This window comes from Lysobacter sp. DMC104, from assembly GCF_056313665.1.
The window spans coordinates 182,447-199,698 of record NZ_JBQUZW010000002.1 but is presented as its reverse complement, the minus strand read 5'-3'; the positions used below and the strand labels follow the sequence as shown (position 1 = coordinate 199,698).

General features: G+C 72.0%; 12 protein-coding genes. 5 read left to right on the top strand and 7 right to left on the bottom strand.

All coding sequences use genetic code 11. The features are described 5' to 3' along the window. Positions 1 to 28: 28 nt before the first annotated feature. The 4 genes from malQ to ACT53R_RS03770 are packed head-to-tail and all read right to left on the bottom strand — an operon-like array spanning position 29 to position 8,332. Positions 29 to 1,549: a 4-alpha-glucanotransferase gene (gene malQ, locus ACT53R_RS03785; protein WP_476170507.1), complete on the bottom strand. Its 1,521-nt coding sequence runs from the start codon at positions 1,547 to 1,549 to the stop codon at positions 29 to 31. After that, a complete protein-coding gene (glgX, locus tag ACT53R_RS03780) occupies positions 1,546 to 3,714 on the bottom strand; it encodes a glycogen debranching protein GlgX (protein ID WP_476170506.1) in 2,169 nt (722 codons plus the stop codon). The genes malQ and glgX overlap by 4 nt, the downstream gene beginning before the upstream one ends. Continuing rightward, positions 3,711 to 5,864, bottom strand: coding sequence for a 1,4-alpha-glucan branching protein GlgB (gene glgB, locus ACT53R_RS03775; RefSeq protein WP_476170505.1), 2,154 nt, complete (start codon positions 5,862 to 5,864; stop codon positions 3,711 to 3,713). Before glgB ends, glgX begins: the two co-directional genes overlap by 4 nt. 2 nt (positions 5,865 to 5,866) lie before the next feature. Further along, positions 5,867 to 8,332 (bottom strand): glycogen/starch/alpha-glucan phosphorylase, encoded by a 2,466-nt coding sequence (locus ACT53R_RS03770; RefSeq protein ID WP_476170504.1) that lies wholly within the window; start codon positions 8,330 to 8,332, stop codon positions 5,867 to 5,869. Between the two features lie 261 nt (positions 8,333 to 8,593). Between ACT53R_RS03770 and ACT53R_RS03765 the strand changes: the two genes are divergently transcribed. The 5 genes from ACT53R_RS03765 (at position 8,594) to ACT53R_RS03745 (ending at position 15,022) form a co-directional block, all read left to right on the top strand. Further along, complete coding sequence (locus ACT53R_RS03765) at positions 8,594 to 9,832, top strand: serine hydrolase (RefSeq protein ID WP_476170503.1); 1,239 nt, start codon at positions 8,594 to 8,596, stop codon at positions 9,830 to 9,832. Continuing rightward, on the top strand, positions 9,829 to 10,530 hold the full coding sequence (locus tag ACT53R_RS03760; protein ID WP_476170502.1) for an ion channel: 702 nt from the start codon (positions 9,829 to 9,831) through the stop codon (positions 10,528 to 10,530). Before ACT53R_RS03765 ends, ACT53R_RS03760 begins: the two co-directional genes overlap by 4 nt. Before the next feature lie 90 nt (positions 10,531 to 10,620). After that, positions 10,621 to 12,882, top strand: a complete 2,262-nt coding sequence (locus ACT53R_RS03755) for a winged helix-turn-helix domain-containing protein (RefSeq protein WP_476170501.1) — start codon at positions 10,621 to 10,623, stop codon at positions 12,880 to 12,882. Positions 12,883 to 13,007: 125 nt separating this feature from the next. Continuing rightward, complete coding sequence (locus ACT53R_RS03750) at positions 13,008 to 13,949, top strand: helix-turn-helix domain-containing protein (protein WP_476170500.1); 942 nt, start codon at positions 13,008 to 13,010, stop codon at positions 13,947 to 13,949. Positions 13,950 to 14,050: 101 nt separating this feature from the next. Beyond that, positions 14,051 to 15,022, top strand: a complete 972-nt coding sequence (locus ACT53R_RS03745) for an aspartyl/asparaginyl beta-hydroxylase domain-containing protein (RefSeq protein WP_476170499.1) — start codon at positions 14,051 to 14,053, stop codon at positions 15,020 to 15,022. Between the two features lie 257 nt (positions 15,023 to 15,279). Here the strand turns inward: ACT53R_RS03745 and ppa are convergent, their stop codons facing one another. The 3 genes from ppa to ACT53R_RS03730 all read right to left on the bottom strand — a co-directional run bounded on the left by ppa (position 15,280) and on the right by ACT53R_RS03730 (position 17,121). Then, positions 15,280 to 15,834, bottom strand: a complete 555-nt coding sequence (ppa, locus tag ACT53R_RS03740) for an inorganic diphosphatase (protein WP_476170498.1) — start codon at positions 15,832 to 15,834, stop codon at positions 15,280 to 15,282. 85 nt (positions 15,835 to 15,919) lie between these two features. Further along, a complete protein-coding gene (locus ACT53R_RS03735; protein ID WP_476170497.1) occupies positions 15,920 to 16,561 on the bottom strand; it encodes a DUF805 domain-containing protein in 642 nt (213 codons plus the stop codon). Positions 16,562 to 16,809: 248 nt separating this feature from the next. Continuing rightward, complete coding sequence (locus ACT53R_RS03730; RefSeq protein ID WP_476170731.1) at positions 16,810 to 17,121, bottom strand: OmpA family protein; 312 nt, start codon at positions 17,119 to 17,121, stop codon at positions 16,810 to 16,812. Positions 17,122 to 17,252 lie beyond the last annotated feature (131 nt).

Here is a 17,252-nt window from a genome sequence, read left to right as displayed (position 1 = left end):
GCCGCGTCGTCGCCGTCGATGCCGCGCGTCAGGGCAGCCGTGCCAGCGCGAAATCGCCGCGGCCACTGGCGGCGGTGATCAGCGCCAGCACGCGCGTCGCTTCGCCGTCGATCATGTCCCAGGTGAAACGCCAGCTCCAGTTGTGGTCGCCGACGGTGCCGGGCACGTTCATGCGGTGCGCGCCGCCCAGGCCGAGCACGTCCTGCAACTGGCAGACGGCGAGGTTGGCGACCGAGTTGCAGCAGGCGCGGATCATCGCCCAGTGGATGTCGCCGTCGCCCGCAGGCAGGTAGCTGCCCGCGTAGGCGCGTTCGTGCGCGGTGGCGCTGTCCCACCAGCCGCGCGCGGTGTGGTTGTCGTGGGTGCCGGTGTAGGCGACGAACGGGCGGCCCCAGTTGTGCGGCAGGTATTCGTCGGTGGCATCGGTGCCGAACCCGAACTGCAGGATCTTCATGCCCGGGAAGCGCAGCGCGTCGCGCAGGTCGTGCACGTCCTGCGTGATGAAGCCGAGATCCTCGGCCACGATCGGCAGCGGGCCGAGCACGCGTTCGATCGCGTCGAACAGCGCCTTGCCCGGGCCTGGGACCCAGGTGCCTTCCTCGGCGGTGGGGCAGCTCGCGGGGATCTCGTAATAGCCGGCGAAGCCGCGGAAATGGTCGATGCGGAACACGTCGGCCTGGTCCAGCGCGCGGCGCAGGCGTGCGGTCCACCACGCGAAATCCTCGGCGGCCATGCGGTCCCAGCGATACAGCGGATTGCCCCAGCGCTGGCCGGTCGGCGCCATCGCATCCGGCGGACAGCCGGCGACGATGGTCGGCTGGCACTGGTCGTCCAGCGAATAGAGGTCCGGCCGCGACCAGCAGTCGGCGCTGTGGTGCGCGATGAAGATCGGCAGGTCGCCCATGATCGCGATGCCGCGGTCGTTGGCGTAGCGCTTGAGCGCCAGCGCCTGGGTGTCGAAGCACCACTGCACGAACGACCAGAACGCGATCTCGTCCGCATGCGCGGTGCGCGCGGCGGACAGCGCGGCGGCGTCGCGGTCGCGCAGCGGCGCCGGCCACCGCCACCATGGCTGGCCGCCGTGCGCGGTCTCCAGCGCCATGAACAGCGCGTAGTCGTCGAGCCAGCCGGCCTGCGCCTGGCGGTAGTCGGCGAACGCGGCGTGTTCGGCCGCGTCGCGCTTGGCGGCGAAGCCCGCATGCGCGGCGCGCAGCTGCGCCTGGCGCCAGCCGATGACCTTGTCGAAGTCGACGCGCTGCGGATCGAAGCCGTCCTCCGGCAGCGCCGGCGCGGCGAGCCAGCCCGCGGCGACCAGCGGTTCCAGCGCCACCATCAGCGGGCTGCCGGCGAACGCCGACACGCTCTGGTACGGCGAGTTGCCCGGGCCGATGGGATTGGTCGGCAGCCACTGCCAGATGCGCTGGGCGGCGGTCTGCAGCCAGTCGACGAAGCGATAGGCCTCCGGCCCGAAATCGCCGATGCCGTGCGGTCCGGGCAGCGAGGTGACGTGTAGCAGCACGCCGGCCGCGCGTTGTTCGAGATCGATCATCGGGAACTCTCCTGGAAAGACGTGTCGTCCTGCGCCGGCGCATGCGCTGCGAGGGCATGCCGCAGCAGCAGCAGGGCGCGGGACGGGATTTCGAGCGCGCCGTCGTCGGTGCGCACCTCGCGGCCGTGATGGGCGGGTGCGGCGCTGTCGACGGCGACGCGCCAAGGCCCGTCGGGCAGGCGGAAGCGCACCGGCTGCGCGCCGGGATTGAACAGCAGGCACCAGCGCGGCGGCGATGCGGCATCCGACGCGAGCAGGCAGGCGAACGCCTGCGCGTGCGCGTCGTGCCAGTCGTCGACGGCCATCGGCGCGCCGTCGGGGCGGCGCCAGTGGATCGCCGGTTCGTGCGCGGCGGGCGTGGTCGAGAACCAGCGCGGATGGCGCAGCAGCGGATCGGCGCGACGCAGCGCGATGACGTGCGCGACGAAGTCGATGTCGTCGTCGCTGCCGGCGTTCGACCAGTCGAGCCAGCCGAGCGCGTTGTCCTGGCAGTAGGCGTTGTTGTTGCCGCGCTGGCTGTCGCCGAACTCGTCGCCGGCGCGTAGCATCGGCGTGCCCTGCGCCAGCAGCACGGTCGCGAGCAGCGCGCGGCGCACGCGGCGGCGGGTCTCGACGACCTGCGGGTGGTCGCCGGGACCTTCGATGCCGAAGTTCGCGCAGACCTCGTGGCCGTGGCCGTCGCGGTTCTGCTCGCCGTTCGCGAGGTTGTGCTTCTCGCGATACGTCACCACGTCGGCCAGCGTGCGGCCGTCGTGCGCGGCGACGAAGTTCACGCTCGCGGTCGGTGCGCGCTGGCCGTGGTGGAACAGGTCGCTGGAGGCGACGAAGCGGCGCGCGAATTCGCTGCGACCGACCGGCGCGTTGCCGTCGGCGCCCAGCCAGTAGCCGCGCGCAGCGTCGCGGAAGCGGTCGTTCCATTCGAGGAAGCGGCCCGGGAAGCGCCCGAGCTGGTAGCCGTCATGGCCGGCGTCCCAGGGCTCGGCAATCAGATGCACCTGCGCGAGGATCGGGTCCTGCCGCAGCGCGACCCAGAACGGTGCGGTCGGATCGAAGCCGTGGCGCGTGCGGCCCAGCGCCGGCGCGAGGTCGAAGCGGAAGCCGTCGACGCCCATCACCTTGACCCAGTAACGCAGGCAGTCGAGCACGAACCGGGTGACGTTCGGATGGATCACGCGCAGCGTGTTGCCGCAGCCGGTGACGTTTTCGTAGCGACTGCGATCGTCGCGCAGCAGGCGATACCAGCTGGCGTTGTCGAGCCCGCGGTACGACAGCGTCGGCCCGTTCTCGTCGCCCTCGGCGGTGTGGTTGAACACCACGTCGAGGATCACCTCGAAGCCGGCGGCTTGCAGCGTCGCGACCATCGCGCGGAATTCGGCGATGGCGCCGCCCGGGCTGCGGTCCGCGGCGAGGCGCGGATCGGGGCAGAAGAACCCGAGCGTGTTGTAGCCCCAGTAGTTCGTCAGCCCGCGTTCGACGAGACCCTGTTCGTCCAGCGCCTGCTGCACCGGCAGCAGCGACAGTGCGGTCACGCCCAGCCGCTTCAGGTGCGTGATCGACGCCGGATGCGCCAGTCCCGCGAACGTGCCGCGCAGCGCGTCGGGCACGCCGGGCAGCGTCATCGTGAAGCCCTTGACGTGCAGTTCGTACAGCACGTGCTCGGCGACTGGGCGCCGTGGCTGCGCGGGCCGGCGCGACGCGGGCGCATCGGGCGCGGTCACGCGGGCCTTGAGCGCGAACGCGCCGTTGTCGCGGGTGTCGGCGACGCGTGCGCCGTCGGGATGTCCGCGCACGTGGCCGAAGTGTTCGGCGCGCCACTCGAAGCGCCCGGCGATCTCGCGGGCGTAGGGATCGAGCAGCAGTTTGTGCGGATTGAAGCGGTCGCCGGCCTCCGGCGCGTAGCGGCCGTGTGCGCGATAGCCGTAGAGCAGGCCCGGCGCCGCATCGGGCAGCACGCCGTGCCAGACGCCGTCGTCCGAGCCATGCATCGGCAGGCGCTGCAGTTCCTGCGTACCACCGGCATCGAACACGCACAGTTCGATGTGCGCGGCGCGCTGCGAGAACACCGCGAAGTGCACGCCGCCGTCGACGACGTGCGCGCCCAGCGGCGCCGCGCGGCCGGGCAGCAGCGCGTTCGATGCGGCGATGGCGGGCGCGGAGATGGTCATGCCGGCAGCAGCACCAGCGTGGCCAGCGGCGGCAGGGTCAGCGCCAGCGCGCCGCCGTCGACGTGCAGCGTCGACGCGCCGTTGCCGAGGTCGCTGCCGCCGTAGTGGCGCGAATCGGTGTTCAGCGCCTCGCGCCATTGCGCTGGGGCGTCGTCGGGCAGCGTCACGCGGTAGCCGTGGCGCGGCACCGGGGTGAAGTTGCACGCCACCAGCGCCATGCCGCCGTCGCCGTCGCGGCGCAGCCACGCGAACACCGACTGGTCGCGGTCGTCGCCCACGCGCCACTCGAACCCGGCGGCGACGCAGTCGAGGCGATGCAGCGCCGGCGTGTCGCGATACAGCCGGTTGAGGTCGCGCACGAGATCGCGCATGCCGGCGTGGCGTGCGTCGCCCAGCAGATGCCACGGCAGCGCTTCGTCGTGGCGCCACTCGTGGGGCTGCGCGAACTCCTGGCCCATGAACAGCAGCTTCTTGCCCGGGTGCCCCCACATGAAGCCGAGATAGGCGCGCAGCGTGGCGAACTTCTGCCAGTCGTCGCCGGGCATCTTCTGCAGCAGCGAACCCTTGCCGTGCACCACTTCGTCGTGCGACAGCGGCAGCATGAAGTTCTCGCTGAAGGCGTACACCAGACCGAAGGTCATCAGGTCGTGGTGCCAGCGCCGGTGCACGGGATCCTCGTGCACGTAGCGCAGCGTGTCGTTCATCCAGCCCATGTTCCATTTGAAATGGAAGCCGAGGCCGCCCACGTGCGTGGGTGCGGACACGCCGGGGAAACTGGTGGATTCCTCGGCGGCGGTGATCGCGCCCGGCACGTCGCCGCCGACCATCGCGTTCATCGTCTGCAGCAGCGAGATCGCTTCGAGGTTCTCGCGGTCACCGAACGCGTTCGGCACCCATTCGCCGTCGTTGCGCGAGTAGTCGCGGTAGAGCATCGACGCCACCGCGTCCACGCGCAGGCCGTCGAGGCCGAACTGCTCCAGCCAGTGCAGCGCGCTGCCGACGAGGAACGCGCGCACCTCGGTGCGGCCGAAGTTGTAGATCAGCGTTCCCCAGTCGCGGTGTTCGCCTTCGCGCGGATCGGCGTATTCGTACAGCGCGGTGCCGTCGAAGCGGGCGAGGCCGTGCGCATCCTTCGGGAAATGTGCGGGCACCCAGTCGACGATCACGCCGAGGCCGTGCGCGTGGCAGGCGTCGACGAAGCGCGCGAAGCCTTCCGGCGTGCCGAAGCGCGCGGTCGGCGCGAACATGCCCAGCGTCTGGTAGCCCCACGAGCCGTCGAACGGATGCTCGCTGACCGGCAGCAGTTCGATGTGGGTGAAGCCGAGGTCGTCGGCGTAGGCTGGCAGCCGTTCGGCCAGCGTGTCCCAGTCGAGGAAGCCGCCGTCGTCCGCGCGCTGCCACGAGCCCGGATGCACTTCGTAGACGCTGATCGGCGCGTGGCGGTCGTTGGCAGCGGCGCGTTCGGGTGGCAACGGGCGCAGCGACATCGGCGCGGCGACGCGGCTCGCGGTGCCGGGGCGCAGCTCGGTGGCGCGCGCGAACGGATCGGCGTGCACGTGCAGCGTGCCGTCGGCGCCGATGAGTTCGAACTTGTAGAGATCGCCCGCCGCCGCATGCGGGATGAAGGTTTCCCACACGCCGGCGGTGTGGCGCAGGCGCATCGGATGGCGGCGGCCGTCCCACGCGTTGAAGTCGCCGACGACGCTGACCCGGCGCGCGTTCGGCGCCCACACCGCGAAGCGCACGCCGTCGACGCCGCCGATGCGGACCGGATGCGCGCCGAGGAACTGCTGCGGCCGCAGTTCGCGACCATCGCGGAAATCCGCCAACTGCACTTCATCGAGCTGCGGGCCGTATGCGAAGGCATCGGCGTAGATGCCTTCGTCGCCGTTGGCCCAGCGCACCTTGAGGCGATAGTCGAAGCGCTTGCGCCGCAGCGGCACGCGGGCCTCGAACAGGCCATCGCGCAGTTGCGGGATGTCGATCAGCACGCGATCGCCGGCGACGTCGACCAGTTCGACCGACGCCGCGCCCGGCAGCAGCACGCGGATCCACAGCTTGCCCGCGTCGTCGGCGTGCAGGCCCAGCACCGCGAACGGATCCGGGTGTCGTGCCTCCAGTAGCGCCGCGATGTCCCCCTGTCCCAGCATGCTCACCCGGGCGTGCGTGCCGGTGCGGCCCAGACCTGCGTCGCGTATTCGCGCACGGTGCGGTCGGTGGAGAAGAAGCCCATGCCGGCGATGTTGCGCAGCGCGCAGGCATTCCACGCGGCGGGATCGCGGTACAGCGCGTCGACGCGCGCCTGCGCGGCGAGGTAGTCGGCGAAGTCGGCCAGCAGCAGGTACGGGTCGGCGTTGAGCAGGCCGTCGACCAGCGCGCGGTAGCGGCCCGGCTCGCCGGGGCTGAACGCGCCGCCGCCGATCGCGTCGAGCACCGCGCGCAGCTGCGCGTTCGTGCCGGCGATCGCGCGCGGGTCGTAGCCCAGCGCACGCAATTCGGCCACGCGCTCGGTGCGCAGGCCGAACACGAACAGGTCGTCCTCGCCGATGGCCTGCGCCATCTCGATGTTCGCGCCGTCCCAGGTGCCGATGGTCAGCGCCCCGTTCATCGCGAACTTCATGTTGCCGGTGCCCGAGGCCTCGGTACCGGCGGTGGAGATCTGCTCGGACAGATCGGCGGCGGGAATGATCGTCTCGGCCAGACTCACGCCGTAGTTCGGCAGGAACACGACCTTCAGCTGGCCGCGCAGGCGCGGATCGGCGTTCACCACGCGGCCGATGTCGTGGGCGAGGCGGATGATCTGCTTCGCGGTCTGGTACGCCGAGGCCGCCTTGCCGGCGACGATGACCGTGCGCGGCACCCAGCCGCGGCCGTCGGGGCCTTCGGGCTGCGCCAGCATCGCCTGCCAGCGCGCGACCACGTGCAGCAGGTTGAGCAGCTGGCGCTTGTATTCGTGGATGCGCTTGATCTGCACGTCGAACAGCGACGCCGGGTCGATCTCGACGCCGAGGTCGCGGCGCACGCGTTCGACCAGCCGCTGCTTGTTCGCATGCTTGACCGCGGCCAGTCGCGCGCCCAGCGCGGGATCGCCTGCCAGCGGCTGCAGCTTCGCCAGTTCACCGAGATCGCGACGCCAGCCGGTGCCGATGGCGTCGTCCAGCAGCGTCGACAGCCCGGGGTTCGCCTGCTGCAGCCAGCGCCGCGGGGTGACGCCGTTGGTGACGTTGAGGAAGCGTTCGGGGAACAGCTTCGCGAAGTCGGCGAAGATCGTGTCGACCATCAGGTCGGAATGCAGCTTCGCCACGCCGTTGACCTTGTGCGAGGCCAGCACCGCGAGCGCGGCCATCTTCACCCGGCGGCCCTGGGTTTCGTCGATCAGCGACACGCTGCGTACCAGCGCTTCGTCGCCGGGATGGCGCGCGCGGACGTCGGTGAGGAACTCGTGGTTGAGGCGGTAGATGATCTCCAGGTGCCGCGGCAGCAGCGCCTCGAACAGCGCCAGCGGCCAGGTTTCCAGCGCCTCGGGCATCAGCGTGTGGTTGGTGTACGACACCGCCTGGCGGGTGATCGCCCAGGCCTCGTCCCAGCCCAGCCGGTGCTCGTCGACCAGCAGCCGCATCAGCTCGGCCGGGGCCAGCGCCGGATGCGTGTCGTTGAGGTGGATCGCGTTGCCGCGGCCCAGCGTGTCCAGCGCGTGGCCTTCGGCGAGGTGGCGGGCGATGAGGTCCTGCAGCGACGCGCTGACCAGCAGCGCTTCCTGCTTCAGGCGCAGCGCGCGGCCGGCGTCGGTGCTGTCGTCGGGATACAGCACCCAGTTCAGCGCATCGGCGGCGAGCTGGTGGCGTGCGGCGCCGGCGTGGTCGCCGCGGCAGAAGGCGGCGAAGTCGATCGGCGCCTCGGCGCTGGCCTGCCACTGGCGCAACGTCGACACGCGATGGCCGTGGTGCGCGGGCACGATGAAGTCGAAGGCGCGGGCGACCACGCGTTCGGCCGGCTGCCAGCGGCGGCCACCGATGCCGTCGGGTTCGACGCGGCCCCCGAAGCCGATCACGTACTCGATGTCCGCACGCTCGATGTCCCACAGCGCGCCGTGGCGCAGCCAGTCATCGGGACGCTCGACCTGGCGGCCGTCCTCGGTGCCCTGCGCGAACATGCCGTAGCGGTAGCGCAGACCGTAGCCGAACGAGGCGAGGCCGGTCTCGGCGAAGGAATCGAGGAAGCAGGCGGCGAGGCGGCCGAGGCCGCCGTTGCCCAGCGCCGCGTCGGGCTCGGCCTCCAGCACGTCGCCCAGCGACACGCCATGGCCGGACAGCGTTTCGGCGACGACGTCTTCCAGCCCCAGCGCCGCCAGCGCGTTGCGCAGGGCGCGGCCCATCAGGAATTCCATCGACAGGTAGTGCACGCGGCGCTGCGACGGATCGCGGCGGGCGTCTTCGGACTGGGTCCGGGACCAGCGCGCGGCCAGCGCCTCGCGGCAGACGTCCGCGGCGGCGCGCAGGGCGCGGCGGGTGGCCGGGGCGTCGCCGGCAGCGGCATCGGCCCGGGCGAGGGCGGTGCGCAGGGTGGCCTGCAGCGTCACGTGATCGGCGCGCGGCGCGCGGGTCGGAACTGGATGCATCGCGGGGTCTCCGCTCGGAGCCGCACGGGCCCGGGATGCGGGGGCGTCTGCACGACCCCGCCGCTGAAGCTGCCGAAGCTTAGGAGTCGCTTGCCTCCGCGGCGAGCCCGCTACAATCGTATTCAGGCGGCAGGCGTGGAAACACGGACATCGCGTCGATCTGCATACGTATTCATGCAGTCGTGTCGGCGCCGGGTTTTTGCGATGCAGCACTTCCCAGCGCGAAGCCGGCGCGACGATGCACACGACGAGGGAGACGGCATGCAGCGACGACGCTTCCTCGGCGGGACGGCCCTGGGCCTGGCCGCGGCGGCCATGCCGCGCGCGTTCGCGGCGCCGGTGCACGCTGCGTCTCACCCTCCGCTGCACGATCCCTGGGCCGAGGTCTTCGCGCGCATGCCGCCGGCGCTGGCCACGATCGCGCACGATCCGGTGCGCGAGGTGCAGCTGCGCTGGGTGCGGATCGCGCGCGACGCCGACGGCAACGTGCGCACCCGCACCCACGATTTCGGACTGGCGCCGCGGCGCTGGTTCCCCGCCGCCAGTGTGGTCAAGCTGCCGATGGCGCTGCTGATGGCCGAGGCGGTGCAGGCCGCCGGCGGCGATCCGGACACCGTGCTCGCGCTCGATGCGCCGCCGGCCACCGGCGAATGGGGCGACGACCCGCTGGCGGAGTCCTTCGCGCGCGGCCTGCGTCGTACCTTCGCGGTCAGCGAGAACCGCCCGTTCAACCGCTGGTACGAACTGCTCGGTGGCGATCGCGTCCACGCGCGGCTCGCGGCGCTGGGTTATCCGCATGCGCGGCTGATCGCGCGGCTGGGCTCGCCCGATCCCGAGGCCAACCGGCGCACGGGCGGCGGAGCCTTCCTCGGCGCCGATGGACGCGTCCTGGCCCGCTGCGCGCCGGCGACCGCAGAAGCGCGGCGGTTCCCGTTCGGCACCGCGCTGCGCGGCGAGGGCTGGCTGGGCGACGACGGCGTGCTGGTGCCGGGGTCGCATGACTTCTCGCACGCGAACTTCCTGCCGCTGGCCGACAGCCTGCGGATGCTGCAGGCGTTCCTCGCGCCCGAGTCGGTGCCGCCCGCGCAACGCTGGCGCATCGACGGGGCGCTGCGCGACCGCCTGCTGCGCATGCTCGCGCTGCGTCCGCGCGAGAGCGAGGACCCGGTGTACCCCGAAGCCGCGCATCCCGACGGCGAGGCGCGCTGGTTCTTCGTCGGCGATGGCACGCAACGGTATCCGCAGGAGTTGACGGTGTTCGGCAAGAGCGGCATGGCCTACGGCTCCCTGAGCGAAGTGGCGTGGGTGGTCGACCGCGCCTCCGGCGCCGAGTGCCTGCTCGCCGCCAGCGTGCAGTGCAACGCCGACGGCATCTACAACGACGATCGCTACGAATACGAGAGCGTCGGGCTGCCGTTCCTGGCGGCATGGTCGCGCGCCGTGCTCGACTGCGAGCGTGCGGCGCGGACAGGGACGCGCACGGGAGGACTCGCACGATGAACACCCCGCTGCGGCGCTGGATCCGCCATCCCTCGCGCACGCTGCTGCTGGTGCAGCTGATGGCGCTGCTGCTGTATCCGTTCGTCGGCCATACGCCCGCGGGCCAGGTGGTGTCGACCGCGATCAGCGTCGGCGTGCTGTCGGCGGCGGTGTGGATGGTGCATCGCTCGCCGCGGCCGGGCTGGGTCGCGGGCGTGCTCGCCGTCGTCGGTGTCGGTGCATGGACCACGTACACCCTGCTCGGTGCGCCGGCGCCGGCGGCACCGTCGTCCGTCGCGAAACTGTTCGGCACGCTCGGTGCGCTGGGCTACGCCGCCGCGTACTTCTACGCCGCGATGTCGCTGATCACCTACATGATGGGCGACCAGCGCGCGACCCGCGACGAACTGTGGGCGGCGGGCGCGACGTTCATGCTGTTCGTCGAGGCCTACGCCTGGGTCTACGTGCTGTGCCAGCTGTGGGAGCCGCACGCCTTCCAGTCGCCGGCCGGCACGGATCGTGCGCCGGTGTGGGTGGAACTGCTGTTCCTCAGCGCCACCAACTTCTCGGCCACCGGCCTGGGCGACATCCTGCCGCTGTCGCCGGTGGCGCGGGTGATCACGATCGTCGCGCAGTGGAACGGCGTGATGTACATGGCGCTGATCGTCTCGCGCCTGGCCGGCATGATCGGACGCCGCAGCAGTGACGCGGCGCCCTGACGCCCGCGCCGATCGTGGTGCCTGCGTCGCGATCGCCGGCGCGGGCGCGCGTCGGTCTGCGACGACGCGTCCCGGCGTCGCGGAGGCGCCATGCTGAAATCGCATCGTAACCTGCTGGAACCGCGTCCCTCCGACCGCCTGCGCATCGGCGACTGCGTCGTCGACATTCCGCTGCGCGAGATCGCGCCGGCCGCGGGCGGCGATGCCGTGCGGGTGACGCTGAAATCGCTGGGCGTGCTGCGGGTGCTGGTCGCGCACGCCGGACGTCCGGTCAGCCGCGAGGCGCTGCTGGAATGGGTGTGGCCGGACACGCTGCCGACCGACGACGTCGTCACCCAGGCGATCACCCAGTTGCGCAAGGCGCTGGGCGACGACCGCGAACGCCCGCGCTACATCGAGACGCTGGCGAAGCAGGGCTACCGGCTGATCGCGCCGATCGAATGGCTGGACGTCGCCGATGCGCCGTCGTCGCCCGCGGACGCGGCCGTTTCCGACACCGTCGCGATGCCCGCCCCGGGCCGTCGCGCGCGACGCGCATGGGCCGCGATCGATGCCGCCGGCGTGCTGCTGCTGGCGGCGGCCATCGCCGGCGCATGGTGGTGGCAGCGCGCCGCACACACGTCGGCGCCGGCGGCATCGCCCTTGCTGGCGACGGCTGCGGCGGTTTCGACGCCGGTGGACGTGCAGCGCGTCGCGACCTCGCGCCTCAGCGAGGACACGCCCGCGCTCTCGCCCGACGGCGCGCTGCTGGTCTATGCCCGCAGCGTCGAAGGCGACGGCGACACCGGCGGCAGCGTGCTGATGCTGCAGACCGCGGCCGCAGTCACGCCGCGCGCGCTCACCGAACCCGCGCCCGGGCGGCGCGACCTGTTGCCGGCGTGGTCGCCCGACGGGCGCGAGATCGCCTTTCTGCGCCGCGTCGATGACGACTGCCGGGTGATGCTGATGCCCGCCACGGGCGGCACGCCGCGGGAGATCGGCGACTGCCTGGCCGGCGCGGCGGACATCGCGTGGTTCCCCGACGGCCGTTCGCTGGTCGGTGGCGGCGGCGAGGGCGGCGCGCGGCAACTGCACCGCATGCGCATCGACGAAGGCACGTGGCGGCCGATTCCCTACGCGCGCAGCGACGAGGACATCGACCTCCACCCGCGGGTGTCGCCGGACGGCCGCTGGATCCTGTTCCAGCGCAACCTTTCGCTCGGCGACCTCTGGCGCATTCCCGCGGCGGGCGGCACGCCGCAGCGGCTGACATCGTTGCGCACCAACTTTTTCGGCGCGGCGTGGACCCGCGACAGCGCCGGCGTGGTGTTCGCGCGCTACGCCAGCGAGGGCGCGATGCTGGTGCACCGGCGTCTGGCCGACGGCGCGACGGCCGAATACCGCTTGCCCGGCAACGGGCTGGTGTCGCCGACGGTGGCGCTGCACGGCGAGACGATCGCCTTCGTGATCGAGCAGGGCGAGTCGCGGCTGCGTGCGCTGCGGCTGCAGGACGGCGAACGCGCACCGGCTCGCGCCGAGGTGCTGTTCCCGTCGACCCGTTCGGACCTGCTGCCGGCGGTGTCGCCCGACGGTACCCAGATCCTGTTCATCTCCGATCGCGACGGCCGCATGCGCCTGTGGTGGGCGGACCTGGTCCGTCCCGACTCGCTGCGGGCGCTGGACGGCTTCGAGCCGATGGCCCGCTTCGCGCCGGTGTGGCGTGCGGATTCGCAGCGCGCGCTGGCGATCGCCGACCATCCCGACGGGCGCAAGACGGTGGTCGAGATCGAGCCCCGGCAGGGTCGGGTGCGCACGCTGCCGGTGCCCGACGCGGTGCCCGTGCACGTGGCCTACCACCCCGATCCGCGGCGTCTGCTGGTGGTGGCCGAGCGCGACGCCGGTCGGCTGGGACTGACCCTCTATGACCGCAGCGCCACTCCATGGCGGCCGCTGGCGCAGGTGGCGGACGCGATCCTGGCGGTGCCGGACCCGGCGGCGAAGCGGATCGTGTTCGTGCGGCCGCTGAAGCCGGAGATCTGGCAGACCGATCTCGACCTCGGTGCGGCGAAGCGCATCGACGACGTCGGTTACCCGCCGCGAACCCGCACCCTCGTCACACAGCCCGATGGCGTGCGGGTGCTCGACGGATCGCCCGCCTGCGGCTGGTTGTGGCGCCGGGTGGCCGGCGGCGCGGGGCCCGCCGACGCGCAGTGCCTCGGCAAGCCGGCCAAACCCGTGTCCGGCGTGGCCCTGCTGCCGTCGCCGCCGCGATTGCTGGTCGCCACCTGGGACGCCTCGAACATGGACATCGGCGTGCTGCCGCTGTCGGCGCTGCCGCTGCCACCGGTCGCGACGGGCTCGCCAAGTCGTTGATCTGCATGGTTTCGGAACGATTTCGGAACGGCGTCGCGCCGAATTAGGCGAAATCTCGGCGTGATTTCCTGCCGCCGCGCCGCCGTCGGGCCACACCGGAGCCAGTCCCCACAAGGAGTGGCGCCATGCAGATCGAAGCCCCGGGCCACGGCCCGCATCCCGTCCGCCCGCCGACCTTCCGGTCGTCCGTGCTGCATGCGCGACCGCCTGCGTCCGTGCTGGCCGACCGCGGCGGCGCTCTGGCGCTGGCCACGACGCCCGCCGAGGCCCGCTGGCCGGCGGTCGCGCGACTGGGCGCACTGCGTTCGGGGACGGCCGGCGTCTCGGTCTGGGTCCAGCTGCGGGGACGCACCAGCGTCAGTGCCCGCGAAGGCCGGTTCGAGCTGCGGCCGGGCGACTGGGTCGTCTTCGAGCGCGACTCGGCCCCGGAACTGGTCGCCGAGCGGCATGGCCTGACGCTCGGCGTGGTGCTGCCGGCGGGACCGGGCGAGCGTCGCGGCGATCTGCTGCCCGGCCGGGGCCGCATGGCCCGGGACGACCTGCGGATCGCGCTGCGACTGTGGCGCGGCGGGCGCGATGCCGCCGCGCGCCGTGATCCCGCTGCCGCCCGTGCACTGGCGGCGATGCTCCGGCACCTGTACGCGCAGCAGCGCGGGTTCGAGGCCGGCGTCGCGCGCTGTCCCGGGCGCACGCTCCGCCGCAAGCGGCAGGTGTTCGCGCGGATGCAGCGGGCGTGGCTGTTCCTCGAAGGCCACTGCCACCGCGTGGTGCGCCTGGCCGAACTGGCCGAACTCACCAGTTTTTCCAGCTGGTACCTGTCGAAGACCTTCCACGGGCTCTACGACGAAAGCCCGCAGACGGCCTCGGTGCGCCTGCGGCTGGACCGCGCCCGCGAACTGCTGGTCGCGACCGACGACGCGATCGGCGAGGTCGGCGCGGCCTGCGGGTTCGACAACAGCTGCAGCTTCGCGCGGGCGTTCCGCGCCCGCCACCGCATGACCGCCAGCGCCTGGCGCGAGGCGGCGCGGCGCGGCGAAACGCCGGGCGATCCCGCACCGCGGCGCTGAGGCCGCACGCGGGCGCCCGGCCCCGGATTTGACCGTGCGCAACCGGGTGCCGGCGGGAATCGGCCTACAATCCGGCATCGTCGTCGTCCGGGTCTTCGGCCTTGAAACTCCAGGTTCCCTTCATCCAGCTGCCGCTGCGCTTCGACGCCGCGGCGCTCGCCGCCGAGATCGACGCGCTGGGCGAATCGGTGTGGAAACCGCATCCGCAGGGCTTCGCCGGCAACTCGATGCTGCCGCTGCTGGCCAGTGACGGCGATCCTGACAACGAAGCCTTTTCCGGCGCGATGCGGCCGACGCCCGCGTTGCAGCAGTGCCGCTACCTGCGGCAGGTGATCGCCAGCTTTGGCGCCACCATCGGTCGCACGCGATTGATGCGGCTCGCGGGGCAGGCCGAGGTCAATCGCCACGCCGACCAGGGCTACTACTGGGTCGAGCGCGTGCGCGTGCACGTGCCGCTGGTGACGCAGCCGACGGTGCGTTTCGAGTGCGACGGCCACACCATCCACATGGCCGCCGGCGACTGCTGGATCTTCGACACCTGGCGCCAGCACAGCGTGGTCAACGACGCCGAGCGCGCGCGCATCCATCTGGTCTGCGACACCGTCGGCGGTGGCGTGTTCTGGGACCAGGTCGCGCAGGGTCGCCCGCACGACACGCCCGCGAACGGCTGGCAGCCGCGCCTGCTGCCGCCCGGCACCGACGCCCCGGACACCTTCGCCTGCGAGACCTTCAACGTGCCGGTGGTGATGACCCCGTGGGAACTCGGCCAGCACCTGTCGTTCCTGTTCGGCGAATGCCAGCCGCACCCGCAGCTGGCGCAGCTCCAGCAGCACGCCGCACGCCTCCTGCGCCAGTGGAAGGGCCTGTGGGCGCAGCACGGCGACGGCCCCGAGGGCCATGCCGTGTTCCGCGCCGCCTTCGACGCCTTCGCGCTGGCCGCGCGTCCACTCGCCCAGGGCTTGACCCTGCGCAACGAGATGCCGTGGATGCAGGTGATGATGGTGATGCTCTCGCGCACCGCCGTCGCGCCGGCGGGGCTGCGCGCGAACAAGCCGCCGGGTGAGTACGCCTGATACGGCACTTCTTCGCTGGAGTCGCCTGACCCGCCTTCGCCGGTTGAAGCCCAGACCGTGCTTGTCGCTTTTGCCTGGTAGAGCGGCCTGACCAGCCATTCGGCTGTTGAACACCAGGCCGCTGCTTTTTCAAAGATGCGGGGAAAGAGCAGCGGCCTGAAGGCCGCTCTACCAAGCATGAAAAAGGAAACTCCAACGAAAAAGCCCGCGCAATGCGCGGGCTTTTTCGTGAGGCCGGGGGGGCGATGGGATGCCGATCAGAAGTGCGGCTTTTCGCCTTCCGGCGCCGCGTTGTAGCGTTCGATCGACTGCAGGATGATCTGCTTCGCTTCCTCGGCGCCGCCCCAGCCGTCGAGCTTCACCCACTTGCCCTTCTCGAGATCCTTGTAGTGCTCGAAGAAGTGACCGATGCGCTCCAGCCAGTGTTCGCTGACCTTGTCGATGTCGGCGATGTGCGCGTAGCCGGCGAACACCTTCTCCACCGGCACCGCGAGCAGCTTCTCGTCGCTGCCGGCCTCGTCCTTCATGCGCAGCACGCCGACGGGGCGGACGCGGATGACCGAGCCGGGCACCAGCGGCAGCGGCAGGATCACCAGCACGTCGGCCGGGTCGCCGTCGCCGCACAGGGTGTGCGGGATGTAGCCGTAGTTGCAGGGGTAGCGCATCGGGGTGGACAGGATGCGGTCCACGAAGATCGCGCCGGTCTCCTTGTCGACCTCGTACTTGACCGGTTCGGCGTCCTTGGGGATCTCGATGATGACGTTGACTTCGTCCGGCGGGTTCTTGCCAGTGGGAACCAGGTCCAGGCCCATGGGGCGCTCCAAATCGGTACGTGAGAGAGGCGCGCATTCTACGACGCCGCTTGCTGCGTCGCAGCAAGTGCCGGGCGGGGAGGGATCACCCCGCGGGTTTCGCCTGCACGGCTTCGCGAGGCTTGCCCGGGAAGGTCAGCAGCCAGAGCAGGACGAGGATGCCGGCGGCCGGCGCCAGGCTGATCAACTGCCACCACGGGCTCAGGCCGGCGTCGCGCAGCCGTCGGGTGCAGGCGGCGATCCACGGGATCAGCACCACCAGCCCGGCGAGCCGGACGGGCATCGGCCCCATCGCCTCGCCGAGGGCTTCGCCGAAGGCGAGCACCATCGCTACTGCCAGCGCGAACCACCAGAACGCGGCGCGCGGGGTGGTGCCGGTGAAATCCAGGCCGCGGACCACGCCCTCGCGCATGGCGTCGAGCGCCGGCTGGCCGGGCGAGGGCGGACGCACCAGCAGGGTCTCGGCCGGCACCTCGAACACCGCGGCGAGGGCGCGCAGGGACTCGGTCGAGATCTTCGCGCCGGCTTCCAGACGCTGGATGGTCCGCAGGTTCAGGCCGGAGAGTTCGGCCAGTTGCTCCTGGGACCATTGGCGGGCGCTGCGCAACTCGCGCAGGCGGGCGCTGTCGATGTGCTGGCTGGCGGAGGGCGGGGCGCTGGGCGGCATGCTGCTGGAAGAGGGATTGCTGGAAGACGTGCTGCCGGGAGGCAGAGGGTCGGATGTCATGGTGGTGTCCCGTGCCGGGGGCCCGCCGGCATGGCAGGCCGTGGCACGGGATCATGGTGACGGCCGGCCGGGAGTGTGACGACACCGGCCCGTCACGGGGGCGACAGTGTGACGACATCGCCGTTTCGGCCACATGGGCCGGGTCCGGGTGACCCGCGCCGGACCTGCGCCGGCGTCGCCCGGCGGGCCGGGAACGCGAACGGCGACCCGGAGGCCGCCGTTCGCGGGGTACGGCAGGGAAACCGGGATCACTCCACCGTGACGTCCACCCGGCGGGCTTCGTCGGCGTTGGCGCCGCCGCCGGTCGCCTGCGGCTTGCGCAGGTCGATGCGGTCTTCGGCGACGCCGGCGTCGACCAGGGCCTTGGCCACGGCCTGGGCGCGCTTCTTCGCCAGCTCCGCGTTCCTGGCCGGGTCGCCGGTCGTGTCGTGGTAGCCCGAGATCGCCGCCTTCGCCTCCTCGCTGTCCTTGAGGGCCATCAGCACGTGGGCGAGGGTGGTGGCGGCATCGGCCGGCAGGTCCGCCGATCCCGCGGCGAAGTACAGCTTCGCCGTGCGCATGGCGTCGTCGGCCGGCTCGGCGGCGGCGTCGCGCACGGCGTCCGCCGAGGCCGGCATGGCGTCGTCCTTCTTCGCGGCTTCGGCGGCGGCGGCCGCGGCTTCGGCCGCAGCGGCGGCGGCCGCGGCCGCCG